Below are 14,671 nucleotides of genomic sequence, written 5' to 3'. Positions count from 1 at the left end.
TCTTGATAGTATTACAAAAAGAAAAATAATATAAACAATTAAACCAACTCAATTTGAAACGACATTTACTTTAAAACCAAACCAGTTAGCTGCTTACAATACTTATTATAGCACATTAACAATCAATCTACATTGATTTAATAAAGGAACCAAGTATCAACAAATAAACCAAGTATGAATATTAAACTTTTACGAACATTAAAAGGGATAGTACTGTTGTCCCTGCTTATTTGTGCGTCTTCGTATGCACAGGTACAGAAAATCACAGGTAAAGTTACTGACGGCATCGATGGCGGGCCTATGCCTGGTGTAAATGTCAGTATTAAAGGTAAACCCAGTAATGTTTCCACAAATGCAAATGGTATTTACACCATCCAGGCCGATCCAGCCACGGATGCATTGGTGTTTTCTTACATCGGATATACCAGGCAAACCATTAACCTAGTTGGGAAAACCAGCTTGGATGTTGCACTTACATCTGATAATAAGTCACTCGAAGAAGTGGAAATCATTTCTGTAGGTTATGGTACCAAGAAACGATCGGAAATATTAGGCTCTGTAGCAACAATTACGGGAGCGGAAGTGATGGATATTCCAGCACCAAATATTGCCGGTGCATTAAGAAACCGTATTGCGGGTGTTGGAGTGAGCCAGGTTTCTGGTCGCCCGGGCTCGGCAATCACATTAAATATCAGGAATTCTACGGCTTCAGAAACAGTTGCGGGAGCCACAGCAGAACCTTTGTATATTATTGACGGAATTACGGTAGATAGAAATGCTTTCGACGCTGTGGATCCTTCAATGGTTGAAAACATTTCCTTTTTAAAAGATGCATCAGCCGCCATTTATGGTGCTGCAGGTGCTAAAGGTGTTGTATTGGTTACAACCAAAAGAGGTAAAATCGGTAAGCCTAGCATCAGCTATAATGGGTATGTAGGTGTATCTGATGCATCCAGAACCCCAGAAATGTTAAGTGGTTTAGAACATGCAACATTATTGAACGATACTTACAGACTTTACAATGCCTCAGAATCAGCTTTTTTTTCTCAGGCAGATCTTGATTATATTGCAGGAACCAATTATAAAAGCTGGTACGATGAATTATGGAAGTCTGCCACAACTCAGAGGCATAATTTAAGTATCTCTGGGGGAAGTGATAAGATCACTTTTTTTGCTGGAGGCAGTTATCAGAATGAAAATGGTAACTATGCCGGACTAAAGGTTGATAAATATGGTTTCAGAAGCGGTTTGACGGCCACTATCGTTGAGGGACTAAAAGCGGATATCGCTTTTAACGTTGATCATAACCTTAGAAAAAGTCAAAATACAGTTAGTGAAAACGATGCCGGCTTTTTTGAATCTATCATATCCGTGCCAAGATGGGTACCCATAAGTATTAATGGACTGCCTGTGAATTTTAATAATGGCTCACCACGCAATCCATTAGGCGTGTTGCAATCCGGTTATTATGACGATAGAAAAACTCAATCTTATCGTGTTAATGCTAGTTTAACTTATCAGCCTAAATTCTTAAAGGGTTTAACTGCAAAGCTGCAGGTATCACAAGGTGGTGGAAATTCAGCTAGCACACAATATGATCCACCTTATAAATTGTATAATTTCTTAAGGGTAGGAAATAATTCAGCAATTTATAGTGACCAACCAGATCCGGTAACACCTTTTTTTGAGGCGGTTACTGTTGCAAACTCCAAAGTGATGCCAGGTTTGAGCAAGCAAAGCAGCTATCAGGGCTTTTTTACCCTGCAATATGCTAAAACAATTGGTTTACATAGTTTGGATATAATTGCGGGTGGTGAACAAACAGAAGGTTCTTCTGAAGATCTGAGTGTGTACTGGAGAAATCAGCTCATACCGGAAGCAGATGATTACTGGGCTTTTGATCCTAATACTTTAACACGTCAGAGCAGAAATATCTTTCAGTCTACAAAACGCTCTTTTTTTGGACGTTTCAGTTATGATTTTGATAAGAAATATCTCATCGAAGGAGTTGCTCGTTTAGATGCTTCATCAAACTTTGCTTCAGGAAACAGATGGGGATTGGCACCTAGCATTGGTTTAGGTTGGGTAGTGAGTAAAGAGAATTTTTTCAAAAATAATGTATCCTTCGTGAATTTTCTTAAGTTGAAGTTTAATTATGGTATTGTTGGAGACGATAGGGTTACAGAAAGATTATGGCAGGAAAGATACACGATAGATGTATCAAACGGGTACCTATTTGGAAGTTATAACGGGAATGGTCTGAACCCGTCCGTATATCCGAATCCTGACATTACCTGGGAAAAAAAGGAGACCATAAATGTTGGTGTAGAAGCCTCTCTTTTTGACAGTAAACTGGATGTTGGGGTCGAGTTTTTCCGCAACCGGACATTTGATGGTTTTGACAGGGGAGCCAATAACAGGTATCCTTTATATGCCGGTTTCACTGCACCAGTAGTAAATTACCGCGAGGCCTACAATTGGGGTTCTGAATTTAGCATTGGTTACAGGGCAACATTAGCCAAGGATTTAAAGTTAAGTACCAGTATAAATTTTAGTTACGGAAATTCTGTTGTTGATAGAATGATCTACGCCCCAGGTAACTTGCAGGAAAACAGACCAAATGAATGGCTTGCCCTTTCATTCGGAACGGATCCAAGGAAATATAACAGCAGTAACATTGGGCTGAAAACAATAGGAATGTTCAGAACCCAGGGAGAAATAGATGCCTTCCTGTTAAAAAATCCTAACTATACTTTATATGGTAACGTACCACAACCAGGATGGCTGTACTACGAAGATGCCAACGGCGATGGCGTAGTTAATGATCTGGATATGGCACCGATGTTTGACAATACGAACTCATATTTTGCCTCAGGTATTAATCTTAACTTATCTTATAAGGATTTCAGCCTGAGCACCAATATTCTTGCACGTCTGGGTGGAAAGGTATTTTATGACAGTCGTGCCCGTATTGCACCTTCCAATACCAGAAACATATTGAATATCTGGCAAGACCACTGGACACCTGAAAACCCCATGGCAGGCAAGTATCCAAGGTTTGATGATCCCTCACTTACCAAAAATTCTGATTTCTGGGCAGTTGACGGAACCACTATCCGAGTAAATAACATGACTTTAAGCTATAAACTGCCGGCTAAAATAGCAAATAGATTAGGTTTGGGTGGCGCGCGGGTACTGGCAACAGGTAATAACTTATGGACACTGGTAAATCCTTTGAAATATAAAGATCCATATACCTCAAGTGCGTATGATTATCCAATATTAAGAACAATTTCCTTAGGTCTAAGTGTAAACTTATAATATTTAAGTAATGACAAAACGATATAAAACAGTTGCTAAAAAATACCTGATGGTTTTCGCAACGGCAGTAGCTTTACTCTCTTCCTGTAAAGTTAATGATGATGACTTTTTTGAATTGAGAGATAGAAATGGGATAGATGCAGCCATATGGAACACAGAAGGTTCTGTACAAATGCACCTTAACCGGGCTTATGATGTGATTATGCCGCAATTCTTATTTCAGGACCACAATACCAATAATATGAACGGCCGTTATGGCGTACATTTTGCAAGTGATGAAAACTTTTTCCCTGTGGCAGACCAGTGGGCAAGAGCTGCATTGGGTTTACAAGGAGAACTTGGAAATAATGACATCAGGTTTGCGGGTAATGTATATACCGGTAACGCCGGTAATAATAAATATATGGACATTGCAAGATGCAACGATGCCATCGCAAATATACCGGGTGGTACTATGGCTCCGTCGCTTAAGCGCTCCTTTCTAGGACAGTATTATGCCCTGAGAGCAATGGTGTATTTTGAACTGGTAAAGGTTTATGGCGGCGTGCCTTTGGTATTGACACCACAAAGTCCGGATAATCTGACAGTGAGTGGCCGGGCAAGTGCGCGTGAGTGTTTTCAAGCCATTACCAAGGATTTAGATTCAGCCATTACTAATTTAAATGGTGTAGTTTGGGATGATGCCAGTGGTAGAGGTAAACTGGATAAATTGGCAGCTACCTGTTTGAAAGCAAAAGTGTTATTATACTGGGCAAGCCCACAGTTTAACCCGGGCAATGATGCCAGCCGCTGGGCTACTGCTCTTGAAGCCAATAAGACCGCTTATGATTTATGTGTGTCCTCGGGCCGTGTCCTGTTGCCTAATTATGCTTCAATATTTCAAACAGAGGGTACTGCGAATACAGAAACGATCATTGTAAGAACCTATTCCAGCACATTGGAGCGGAGAGGACATGACGGAGAAAGAAGATCAAGACCATCCTCTGAAGGAGGCTCACCTCACCAGGGATATCGTGCTACTACCAGGTTGCTGGATGCTTATCCCATGCTTGATGGTAATCCAATTGGTTCAGCGGGGCAGTATACCTATGATGATGTGATGTTCTGGCAAAACCGTGATCCAAGATTTAATGCTACAATCGCTTATAATGGGGGAGTATGGCCCTTGAGCGGTAAGCCGACAAGAAAACAGTGGACATATACTGGAGCGATAAGCGAAGCCAACTTAATGCCGGTGTATTGTAAGCGCTTTACTACACCTGCACTGACGGCTGCAGCATCAGCCTATACCAACAATATTGGTGGCAATGGGATGGATTGGATTGAAATGAGATTTGCTGAAGTGATCCTTAATTATGCGGATTGCGCAAATGAAACAGGAAACCTGTCGCTTGCAAAGGACATGGTCCGTAAGATCAGAGAAAGAGCAGGTATCAAGATTGGTGCTACACCAGCCAATGATTTTGGTTTAGGGTCTGTAAACGATGCTACAAGAATGCGTGATTTAATCCTGAACGAGAGAATGATAGAATTTGCATTCGAAAATAAACGCAACTCTGATTTACGCAGGACACGTAAGATGCACTTACTTACCGGTAACATGACGAGTATAGAAATCGAAGTAATAGGTGGAACTACGGTTAGAAATGCCTTGGAAGTAGTTGTCAACCCTACTACCGGTGACAGGTTTAGAGAGACGCTAAATATGGAGAACAAAGCTGTTTACAGTCAGTATTTTAGAAAAAACATTGTAGGTGTTCAGGGATACTTACCTTACAACATACCTGAATTTCATTATTTCTATACTTTTAACACCGACTTCGTAAATACAGGTGCGAACATACAAGCTACAATCGGTTGGGCTGGTGGTACATTTGATCCACTTGCTAATTAATACAAATAGTTATTGTTCAAAAAACAAAATGATATGAAATCTAAAAATATCTTAATAGGTTGTCTGGTTACGGTCGCAATAGGCCTTACTTCCTGTAAAAAAGATTCTGAAAATATATTCAATATGTTTACAGATGTTTCTGTAACCTATAATGCACTATCTCCGTTAAGTGTTACAGATTATAAGTTGGTAAATGATGGTGATATGATTAACATCGATTATACCATTACTTCTGCAAATGAGGATATGTACTCTATTACATTTGAAAGGTCGGTAGGAAGTAGTAGTACACAAACGCGTACAACTACAGCTATAACAGACGAGGGCCAAAGAAGGCAGATTAGTGGCCAGTTTTCGTTAAAAATGCAAAGAGATGGGAAGACCAGCTTTCGTGTTTATCCCTTAAATAAATTAGGCTACTTTATGGGGGATGGTGGTAAGACCATTACTGTAGAAGTTTCACCAAGTTACATCCATACGGTAAACCGCAGGGTGTATTTTCCCGATACTGCTACAAGGGTAGCTCCATCTTTTTACTCTATAAAGAGAAGTGAGTCTTTTAGTTATTCCAACGGGCAGGCCAATGCTGCCGATATCGATTTTGGACTTTATAGAAGAATGAATGTTAATCCCACAACTGGTGCGATAACCTATACCTATAATATCTATGCGTTGGATGCAAATCCTAACCCGTTGACCGTTTACGATGTTAGCACATGGGTAAAGAGGCCTACTAAATTTAGTGCACCTGTAACGGGTGGTACAAATATATATCGTAACACCATAGGGTCTTCTTCAATTATTGAGGAAGAGGCTAAGAAAAGAACAATCAACCTTACCCAGACTACAACTAATTTTGTGGCAGGGTCAATTGTTTTTTTCCTGACCCCAGAAGGTAAATATGGGGTTTTACATATTAACAGTATAACCAAAGATCTGGACGGGAAACCTTACATAGATATCAGTATAAAAACTCAAAGGTAATTATTGTGTGTGGTTAAAGGCTGCTACCGAAAGGGAGCAGCCTTTTTTTTGTGTCGATTCCTGAAAAAGTTATATCCGTATAAGATCGTCAATGAAAATGGTTTGTCTAGTTCTCTGGTCGTTACTCCATAGAAAACAATCCAAAAGGGTTTCCTTCAGTATCTACGCAAATAGAGCAAAACCCATATTCACCGATAGAAAATTTGGACTGGCTCACCATTCCGCCAGCGGCTTTGATCCGGGCTTCTTCTACACTGCAATCCTGGCAAGGAAAATAGACCATCGTGTTTACACAATGCCCGTCGCCTTCTTTGGTGCCAGCCATTTCTATTAAGGCCCCGGATACACCCTGATTTTCTATAGGGGAGAAGAAAGCCATTTTCATGCCCGCAGGTGAATTGCCTGGTCCGGCACTATCCCTGAATTTTGTTCCTATAACAGCGCTGTAGAATTTTTTTGCACGTTCAATATCCTTTACATAGATTTCAAACCAGCAGATGATGTTTTGGTTCATTGTTGTAGATTTTAGATTTGTATACCAAATTTAAGCTTAATAATTTGAAATACAGCTGGCTGATCGCGTCATATAATGGGGGGATCTACGACAATGGTTATTGGAACAGCTGCTGGTTATCGCAGCCATTCCCAGCGCTTTGCCCAATCCAGCATTGCCTCATTTCTCCATTTCAGAACTGTTTTTGCACCCTGTCTTATCCCGTCGAAAAGTCCTGGATCTACCTTGTCCGTATACCAGTTTGCCCCCAATTGATAATCTGTAGGACGTTTTTTGCCGGGCCAGATGTTATCCACTACCAACTGTCCGCTTTGTTCCGGAAAGCCGGGTATTTTTGAACTGATCTGATAACTGAGTACTTCAGTTTCTTTAGCGGCATATTTAAGTCCGTAGTTGCCATTGCCCAGGTAAAAGCCATCCCATTCCTGAATGCCGATTCCGGCTTTGACTGTCATTTTGAAGCAAGCTGAATCGGCCGGGATATCAATTACCGGCCCTTTAAACTGAAAGTCGAGCAATGCATATACGGTTATTGTATCGGACAGTGTGGTGCTGTGGTTCAATATAATCCTGGGGCTGTGGCTCAGTTTTTCGAAGCTTCCGCCCCAGCTTTCTTTAAACGGATCGGCAGGGTTTCCATCCATCATATAGAGCAGGGAAGGTGTATCGCCCATTTTAATTTCCCCTTTATAGTAATTTTTAAAATCAGCACCAAGGTGCCCGGCGGCCTGAATATAATTGTCGTAATAATTTTTGCCTTTTAATTTTTCAGGCACACCATGATCTGAAAAGAACCCATAGTAAGAGCCATTGGTTTCAATAAACCAAAGATCGGGGAAGTTTTGGGCGATATAGGCATAACTGGAAGCGCTCCACTTTTTATTGGGGCCACCAATCCAGTACACCTTAATTTTACTTTTTATTTCAGGCGCATCATGCAAGGCCTGGGCCAGGTCTTCCAGCCCGCCCCAAACCAGCACCCATAAGGGCTGCGTGCTTTTCTTGCTGGCACATTTAATGATCCAGTCGGAGCCTTCGGTAGCTGTGGTATAACCGATATAGGGCGCTGCGCCATGCCTGCCCTGTTTGGTTACTTTGCGTAAGGCATCTGGCGATGGGTAATCTTTAATGTGCTTTTTCAGCTTCGGCAAATCCTTTTCATATAAATCAATCATTCTGAGGATTTCCTGTTTGCTGCCATTTCCATAGGAAGGAGAGGATATCAGGCCTTCTGTATTGAATATATTGCTGTACATCAGAAAATGGGTTAAAGATTGGTTGTCATCCGGATCTGTGCCGCCAATATCGGTACTGATGAGGATGCGGGGCTTTACAGGTACGGATTGCTGGGCCGTTAATATAGTGCTGGCTGCAAAGAACAGGCAAATAGAGGTCAATGCTTTTAAATTCATGTTATCGCGTTTTTCCAGCCTTGGTAAGCCTGGTTGATGCTGGTCTTATCTGTTGATGGCTGTAATGTTTCCTTATTGGAATTTAATGTTTTGAGCTGGGTAATGTTTTTGAAAAGTCCGGATTTTAATCCGGCCAGATAAGCTGCTCCCAATGCAGATACATCGGGCATCCCCATATTGCTTACATTTTTGTCCAGCAGATCGGCCATGAACTGCAATACAAAACCATTGCTGGTTATGCCGCCATTTACCATCAGTTCATCTAATCTGATACCGGTATCGTTTTGCATGGCCATAACCACGTCTTTTACCTGGTAGGGGATAGATTCCAGTGCTGCCCTTACGATATGGTTTTTATTGGCACCAAAAGTTAAGCCCTTAATTTCTGCTTTTCGGCTCATATCCCAGTAGGGGGCGCCCAGGCCGCTGAAGGCCGGAACCAGGTAAACGTCGTTGTTGTTGCTCACTGCTTTGGCCATACTTTCCGTTTCTGCGCTGTTTGAGAAAAGGCCAAGTTCATTTTTAAGCCATTCTATAGTAGAACCACAGGATACGATTACGCCTTCAAGCGCATAATTTACCTGTTGCTCTGTGCTCCAGCAGATGGTACTGATCATGCCACTGCCTGATGATTTAAATTCAGGGCCAATGTTCATCAGGATGGAACATCCTGTTCCCAGGGTTGCTTTTGCTGTTCCGGCTGTGAAACAGCCTTCGCCAAAGGCTGCGGCATGCGAATCGCCGATCATTGCGGTAATGGATAATCCTTTTGGCAGGAGCTTGTTAAAGTTACTGGTACCAAAAAAGGAGGATGATGGTTGAATGGAGGGGAGGTTAAGCCCGGCCAAGCCAAAAGTATGCAGCAGTTCCTGATCCCAGTTTAGGGTAGCAAGATTGAAAAATAAGGTTCTGGAGGCGTTGGTATAATCGGTTAAATAGGTTGTGCCACCGGTTAGCTGATACAGCAGCCAGGTATCTATCGTTCCAAAATAAGCCTTCCCGGCATCGATGGCCGTTTTTATTTTTTCGTTGTGCTGATACAGCCAGATCAGCTTGGTGCCCGAAAAATAGGGATCGATAATTAAGCCGGTTTTAGACTTGATCATTTCAGCCAATCCGTCAGCTGTTAATTGATTACAAATGTTTACCGAGCGCTTGCATTGCCATACAATGGCATTGTGCAGGGGTGTTCCCTGCTCGTCCCAGATCACAAATGTTTCCCTTTGGTTAGAGATGCCACAGGTTTGTATGTCATCAGGATTGCCGCCTTTGGTGCTGAAATCATGTAAACACAGTTGCATGGACGTCAACACATTCTGGTAAATTTCTTGCGGGTCCTGCTCTACAAATCCCTCACCGTAAAAAATACTTTTTAGCGGGGCCGAGCCTTTGGCCACTACCTTGCCCTGTTCATCAAACAGCAGTGTTTTTGTACTGCTGGTGCCCTGATCAATGGCCAATATATATTTTGTGCCCATCACTATTCAGCTTTTGAATTGACCTTGTCGACAATTACAGCCAGCAAAATAACGGCACCCTTTACTACCTGCTGCCAGAAAGGCGAAACATTTAACAGCACCAGCCCATTGTTTAACACACCTATAATTACAGCACCCAGTACTGTACCCATTATGCTGCCCTTGCCCCCTGACAGGGAAGTACCGCCTATCACTACAGCTGCAATTGAGTCCAGTTCGTAACTGTTGCCGGCATTGGGTTGTGCAGAATCCAGTCTGGAAGTAACTATAAGGCCACCTACGGCAGCCAGGGCCCCGGCTATGGCGTATACGATTATTTTAACTTTGCTGATGTTGATGCCCGAAAGCCGGGATGCATTTTCGTTGCCACCTATAGCATAAATATATCTTCCTAATCTGGTTTTTGTGGTCAGCACTACAGCGGCCAGCACTACAATAGCAGAAATCCATACCGGAACAGGGATGCCCAGGAACCAGCCTGTACCTAAATAGGAAAAATCATCGCCCAGGCCAGAGATAGGAAAACCTTTGGTATACAGTAAGGTTAGGCCCCTGGCAATGGTTAACATGGCCAGGGTGGCAATGAAAGCCGGAACTTTAAACTTAGTAATGGCCCAGCCATTAAATGTACCCAGGGCTGTTCCTGTAAGTATGCCGGCCAGCATGGCACCTAAAATGGTAAAGCCAACAAAAAGATTGGCTTCGGGTATGGCAATGCCATTTTTAAGCAAGCCTGCAGTTAATGCGCCGCAGAGGGCCAATACAGAGCCAACAGAAAGGTCTATCCCCGCAGTTAAAACCACCAGGGTCATGCCAACAGAAATGCAGATGTTTACAGAAATCTGTCGCATTACATTCCAGCCGTTGGAGAGGGTAAGGAACTTATCGGATACCATACTGATCAATAAGCAAAGGATAAACAATGCGATCAGCGATTGAAATTTTATGAGGTAAGGTTTGTATAATCTTAAGTCCATTTTAAATTGATTTTGGAATTGCTGCTTTTAAAATACATGCTTCATTGGCTTCGCTGATGGGGATCTGTGCGGTAATGGTACCTTCCGACAGGACCATTACCCGGTCTGATACCGCTAATATTTCCGGTAATTCTGAAGAGACCATGATGATGCCCATTCCCTGGGCTGCAAGGCCCAGGATAAGTTTATAGATCTCGTTCTTTGCGTTTACATCTATGCCACGTGTAGGTTCATCCAGCAGGAAGATCCTGGGATGGGTGGCCAGCCATTTTGCAATGACAATTTTTTGCTGATTGCCGCCACTCAGGTTACCTGCAACCTGCTTTCCGGAATCTGTCTTAATTTTCAGTTCTGCGGTATATTTATCACTTAACCTTGCTTCCTTGCCAATTTCCAGGATACCCAGGTTTTCCATTTCTTTTAAAGTAGTGATACTTATGTTTTTCTGAACATCCAGGCCAAGTAAAAGGCCGTCTCTTTTCCGGTCTTCCGGAACCAGGGCCAGTCCGGCCTTTATGGCATCTCCGGCAGTGGCAATGCTAAGGACCTTGCCCTCAATTTTAAGCTCGGCGCGCATTAGTTTGGGATGAAGGCCAAACAGGCTTTCCAGCAGTTCAGTCCTTCCTGCGCCCATCAAACCAAATACGCCTAAAATCTCGCCTTTATTGAGGCTGAAGGATATATTTTTAAGCAGATAGGTATGCTTTTGGTCCGGATGTTTAAGACAAAGGTCTTTTACACTGAACAATTCTTCCGGGCCGGCTCCCGAACCTTCTTTTTTAATGAGGTTAATTTCTCTGCCCACCATTTTATGGATAATGTCATCGGCCTTTATTTCACCGATCTCGCCACATTCAATCACCCTGCCATCCCTCATGATCACATACCTGTCTGCAATCTTAAACAGTTCATCGAGTTTATGGGAAATGTAAACAATGGCTTTATTCGCTTTACGGAGGTCGTTGATGATGTCAAACAGGATTTTTACTTCCGTATCACTGATGGCTGAAGTGGGCTCGTCCATAATAATCACTTCAGATTCAGTAAGCAGGGCCTTTGCAATTTCTACTACCTGCTGCTGCCCAACTTTGATATCAATGATCCGTGTATCAGGATCAATGTTGAGCTTTAAACGGCTCAAGAGTTTCTGCGTTTTCAGGCGCATCCTCTTTTTATCCAGATCGCCCCATGCTGTGCAGAGTTCCCTGCCTAAAAATATATTCTCTGTAATGCTCAGATAGGGGATAAGGTTCAGTTCCTGGTGAATAATGGAGATGCCACATTCCTGTGCCTGTTTAGGGCTGGAAAAGCTAACGGTTTTGCCTTTGAAAATGATTTTGCCTTCATAATCGGGATATACGCCCGAAAGGATTTTCATTAAAGTGGATTTTCCGGCCCCGTTTTCGCCAATGATAGCGGTAACCTGAGCGGCATGCACTTCAAGGCTGATCTGATCCAGTGCTTTTACCCCCGAGAAATTTTTACTTATGTTTTCTACAACCAGCATTTATGCATTATTTAAGTATTTTTAATTGTATGGGTGTAATTTCTATATCACTCAGGTTTAAGAACTTTTTGTTCATTTCTATGGCACCGGTAAATGTAATGTGGTCGCCGGTTTTTACAGTTCTTTTAAAATCCGGCAGCACTTCTTCTCTAATAATCTTATTGATACCTGCCGAAATTTCATTGAAATCTGAAGTGTTGTCAAATTCATTCCTATTGATCAGTCCGGAAGCATCTCGTACTGCATTTCCATACACATATTCCGTCTCGATCTTTACCGTTTTGTTGTCTGTAGCTAAGGTTACGGTGAGGTCATTGTCGCCGACCTGTTTTACACTGCCTTCAGCTTTAACCATAAAATATTTCAGTTCTCCTATTCCTAAAGCATTGCTATATTTTTTGAATGTATTTTCAGGATCAGTATGGAGCATGCCGATCAGTTGATCTAGAGATATGGCCTTGTTTAAGGATGGGAGGAGTTTCTTATCCCAGAATGTCCTGGTGTAAGCAGTGGTGTTGATTTTTCCTGATGGGGTATTCGCCTGTACTTCATTCAGTTTTTTGAAATAGACCGAATGATAGCCAACAAAAAGAACAATGACCAAAGCAGCAAAATATTTTAAGAACTTCTTCATGGCTTAATTTGAAATGTAATTTTTAATATTTTCAGCAGTAACGAGTTCAACTGCTACAGGAATTTTTTGCGGGAAATCACGCTTGCCTTTAAAATATTCCTGCGCATAAAGTGCGGCAGTTTCGGCCATGATTTTGGGGTACTGCATTCCGGTAGCTTTGATCTTCCCTTCCTTTATAGACTGCAGGGCATCATCGGCCCCATCAAAACCAAATACCTGCACGTGGTTGGCCTTTCCGGCAGCAAAAAGGGCCTGATAAGCCCCCATGGCCATGGCATCGTTTCCACAAAAAACGGCATCAATATCTGGATTTGCCTGTAAGATAGACTCCAGTACTTCCATTGCTTTGTTCCGGTCAAAATCTGCACTTTGCTGTGCAACCATTTTCAATCCTGGATAATGGTCTGCCACACTATGAAAGCCTTTGGAACGTGCCCAGGTATTGTTGTCGCCCACCAAGCCAAGTATTTCGACATATTTACCTTTCTTGTTGAGTTTTTTCACGAAATATTTGCCAATGGCTATGCAGCCGGAGTAACTGTCGGACAAGATCTGGGAAGTGGCAGCTTTGGTAGAGTTGACCTCCCTGTCCATACAAAATACCGGCACACCTGCTGCCTTTGCCTTTGAAACGTTTGCAATGGAGCCATCTGCATCTGTAGGGTTAAACAAAATGGCATTAAAGCCCGAACTGATGGCATTTTCGAAGTGGTCTGCTTCCAGTGCGGTATTGTTCTGGGAATCAAATATTTTTGCTTCATAGCCTAAAGACCTGGCTTTTGCTGCTGCGGTTTCTGCAAGCACCACAAACCAGGGATTATTTAAGGTTGAAACAATTACTGCAATTTTTTTAGGTTCACCGGCAGCATTTTTATTGCTGCAGGAAGCTAATGTCAGTAAGGACAGCAGTAAAAAGAATGCATAAATTCTTTTCATTTTTACAGGATTATATTTGGTTAGGTTTATATGGGTTCGGATCAGCTGAGCAGCTTCATTGCTGCGGCTAAAATTCCATCTTCTGATATTCCATAATGGTTAAAAATGTCGTTTTGCGAGCCCGTTACAGTGTATTCGTCAGGAATGCCTATGATTTTAAAAGGGTTTCTATAATTATTTTCCATTAAAAACGATGCACAGGCTTCACCCAGTCCGCCAAAGATACTGTGTTCTTCTACTGTAATGATGGGTTTGCCACCTTTGGCCAAATCTGCAATCAGGCCGTAATCCAGGGGTTTAATGGTGTGCATGCTTATCACAGCAGCAACAATGCCATGTTCGGCCTGTAATTTCCGGGCTGCCTGCAAAGCAGGGTATACTGTTTCACCGGTTCCGATAAGGGTCAGATCGGCTCCCGGCTTAATGATCCTTCCCTTGCCAAACTGAAAACCTTTATCGGCGCCTGTAAGATGGGGCATGTTCTTCTTTCCAAATCTGATGTATACCGGCTGGTTAAGGGCTGCGGCCTGAACAATGGCCTGTTCGCTTTCATAATTATCTGCGGGGGCAACAATGATCATGTTATTTACAGCCCTTAAGGCTGCATAATCATGTAAACTATGATGTGTTGATCCTAAAGCACCATAGCTAACACCAGCACTGATACCGATTAAATTGACCGGATTGTCAGAATAAGCCACATCATTTTTGATTTGTTCAAACGATCTGGCGGTAAGGAAACAGGCCGGGGAAACTGCGAATACCTTTTTTCCGGCCGATGCTATTCCTGCTGCAACGCCAACAAGGTTTTGTTCTGCAATTCCAATCTCTATAATTTGTTTGGGAAACCGCTGCGCATAAGGCACCAGTTTTCCTGATCCCCTTGAATCGCTGGTTACTACAATAATGTCCTTATCTCTTTCAGCAAGCCGCTGCAAGGTTTCAGAGAAAACCTCCAGGTTTGCCTGTCCTATTCCTGGTAATTGATCTACAACTGTTTCCAATTTATTTAAA

11 protein-coding genes are annotated in these 14,671 nt (G+C 42.4%); 3 read left to right on the top strand and 8 right to left on the bottom strand.

All coding sequences use genetic code 11. The features are described from left to right. The first annotated feature begins 174 nt into the window (after positions 1-174). The 3 genes from PHEP_RS13915 to PHEP_RS13905 are packed head-to-tail and all read left to right on the top strand — an operon-like array spanning position 175 to position 6,199. Positions 175-3,321 carry a SusC/RagA family TonB-linked outer membrane protein gene (locus tag PHEP_RS13915; protein WP_015808620.1) on the top strand — a complete coding sequence of 1,049 codons (3,147 nt, stop codon included), beginning with the start codon at positions 175-177 and terminating at the stop codon, positions 3,319-3,321. A 10-nt stretch (positions 3,322-3,331) separates the two neighbouring features. After that, on the top strand, positions 3,332-5,215 hold the full coding sequence (locus tag PHEP_RS13910) for a RagB/SusD family nutrient uptake outer membrane protein (protein ID WP_015808619.1): 1,884 nt from the start codon (positions 3,332-3,334) through the stop codon (positions 5,213-5,215). Between the two features lie 33 nt (positions 5,216-5,248). Further along, positions 5,249-6,199 (top strand): hypothetical protein, encoded by a 951-nt coding sequence (locus PHEP_RS13905; RefSeq protein WP_015808618.1) that lies wholly within the window; start codon positions 5,249-5,251, stop codon positions 6,197-6,199. Positions 6,200-6,320: 121 nt separating this feature from the next. Here the strand turns inward: PHEP_RS13905 and PHEP_RS13900 are convergent, their stop codons facing one another. The 8 genes from PHEP_RS13900 to PHEP_RS13865 form a co-directional block, all read right to left on the bottom strand. Beyond that, positions 6,321-6,713, bottom strand: a complete 393-nt coding sequence (locus PHEP_RS13900) for a VOC family protein (protein WP_015808617.1) — start codon at positions 6,711-6,713, stop codon at positions 6,321-6,323. A 116-nt stretch (positions 6,714-6,829) separates the two neighbouring features. Beyond that, the gene (locus tag PHEP_RS13895) at positions 6,830-8,125 is read right to left on the bottom strand and encodes a nucleoside hydrolase-like domain-containing protein (protein WP_015808616.1); all 1,296 of its coding nucleotides are present in this window, start codon (positions 8,123-8,125) and stop codon (positions 6,830-6,832) included. Further along, positions 8,122-9,603 (bottom strand): FGGY family carbohydrate kinase, encoded by a 1,482-nt coding sequence (locus PHEP_RS13890; protein WP_015808615.1) that lies wholly within the window; start codon positions 9,601-9,603, stop codon positions 8,122-8,124. The genes PHEP_RS13895 and PHEP_RS13890 overlap by 4 nt, the downstream gene beginning before the upstream one ends. Before the next feature lie 2 nt (positions 9,604-9,605). Further along, positions 9,606-10,580 (bottom strand): ABC transporter permease, encoded by a 975-nt coding sequence (locus PHEP_RS13885; RefSeq protein WP_015808614.1) that lies wholly within the window; start codon positions 10,578-10,580, stop codon positions 9,606-9,608. Position 10,581: 1 nt separating this feature from the next. Then, on the bottom strand, positions 10,582-12,087 hold the full coding sequence (locus PHEP_RS13880) for a sugar ABC transporter ATP-binding protein (RefSeq protein WP_015808613.1): 1,506 nt from the start codon (positions 12,085-12,087) through the stop codon (positions 10,582-10,584). Between the two features lie 7 nt (positions 12,088-12,094). Then, positions 12,095-12,721, bottom strand: coding sequence for a DUF2291 domain-containing protein (locus PHEP_RS13875; RefSeq protein WP_015808612.1), 627 nt, complete (start codon positions 12,719-12,721; stop codon positions 12,095-12,097). A 3-nt stretch (positions 12,722-12,724) separates the two neighbouring features. After that, positions 12,725-13,657, bottom strand: a complete 933-nt coding sequence (locus PHEP_RS13870; protein WP_015808611.1) for a D-ribose ABC transporter substrate-binding protein — start codon at positions 13,655-13,657, stop codon at positions 12,725-12,727. Positions 13,658-13,698: 41 nt separating this feature from the next. Further along, positions 13,699-14,661 carry a transketolase family protein gene (locus PHEP_RS13865; protein WP_015808610.1) on the bottom strand — a complete coding sequence of 321 codons (963 nt, stop codon included), beginning with the start codon at positions 14,659-14,661 and terminating at the stop codon, positions 13,699-13,701. Positions 14,662-14,671: the final 10 nt, after the last annotated feature.

Origin of the sequence: Pedobacter heparinus DSM 2366 (assembly GCF_000023825.1) — a bacterium.
GTDB lineage: Bacteria > Bacteroidota > Bacteroidia > Sphingobacteriales > Sphingobacteriaceae > Pedobacter > Pedobacter heparinus.
This window is presented reverse-complemented; position numbering and strand designations above follow the sequence as displayed.

What these genes read in the sequence shown, in the direction of transcription:
- PHEP_RS13915 (WP_015808620.1), top strand. Translation starts at nt 175, where the DNA reads ATGAATATTAAACTTTTACGAACATTAAAAGGGATAGTACTGTTGTCC.
- PHEP_RS13910 (WP_015808619.1), top strand. Translation starts at nt 3,332, where the DNA reads ATGACAAAACGATATAAAACAGTTGCTAAAAAATACCTGATGGTTTTC.
- PHEP_RS13905 (WP_015808618.1), top strand. Translation starts at nt 5,249, where the DNA reads ATGAAATCTAAAAATATCTTAATAGGTTGTCTGGTTACGGTCGCAATA.
- PHEP_RS13900 (WP_015808617.1), bottom strand. Translation starts at nt 6,713, where the DNA reads ATGAACCAAAACATCATCTGCTGGTTTGAAATCTATGTAAAGGATATT.
- PHEP_RS13895 (WP_015808616.1), bottom strand. Translation starts at nt 8,125, where the DNA reads ATGAATTTAAAAGCATTGACCTCTATTTGCCTGTTCTTTGCAGCCAGC.
- PHEP_RS13890 (WP_015808615.1), bottom strand. Translation starts at nt 9,603, where the DNA reads ATGGGCACAAAATATATATTGGCCATTGATCAGGGCACCAGCAGTACA.
- PHEP_RS13885 (WP_015808614.1), bottom strand. Translation starts at nt 10,580, where the DNA reads ATGGACTTAAGATTATACAAACCTTACCTCATAAAATTTCAATCGCTG.
- PHEP_RS13880 (WP_015808613.1), bottom strand. Translation starts at nt 12,087, where the DNA reads ATGCTGGTTGTAGAAAACATAAGTAAAAATTTCTCGGGGGTAAAAGCA.
- PHEP_RS13875 (WP_015808612.1), bottom strand. Translation starts at nt 12,721, where the DNA reads ATGAAGAAGTTCTTAAAATATTTTGCTGCTTTGGTCATTGTTCTTTTT.
- PHEP_RS13870 (WP_015808611.1), bottom strand. Translation starts at nt 13,657, where the DNA reads ATGAAAAGAATTTATGCATTCTTTTTACTGCTGTCCTTACTGACATTA.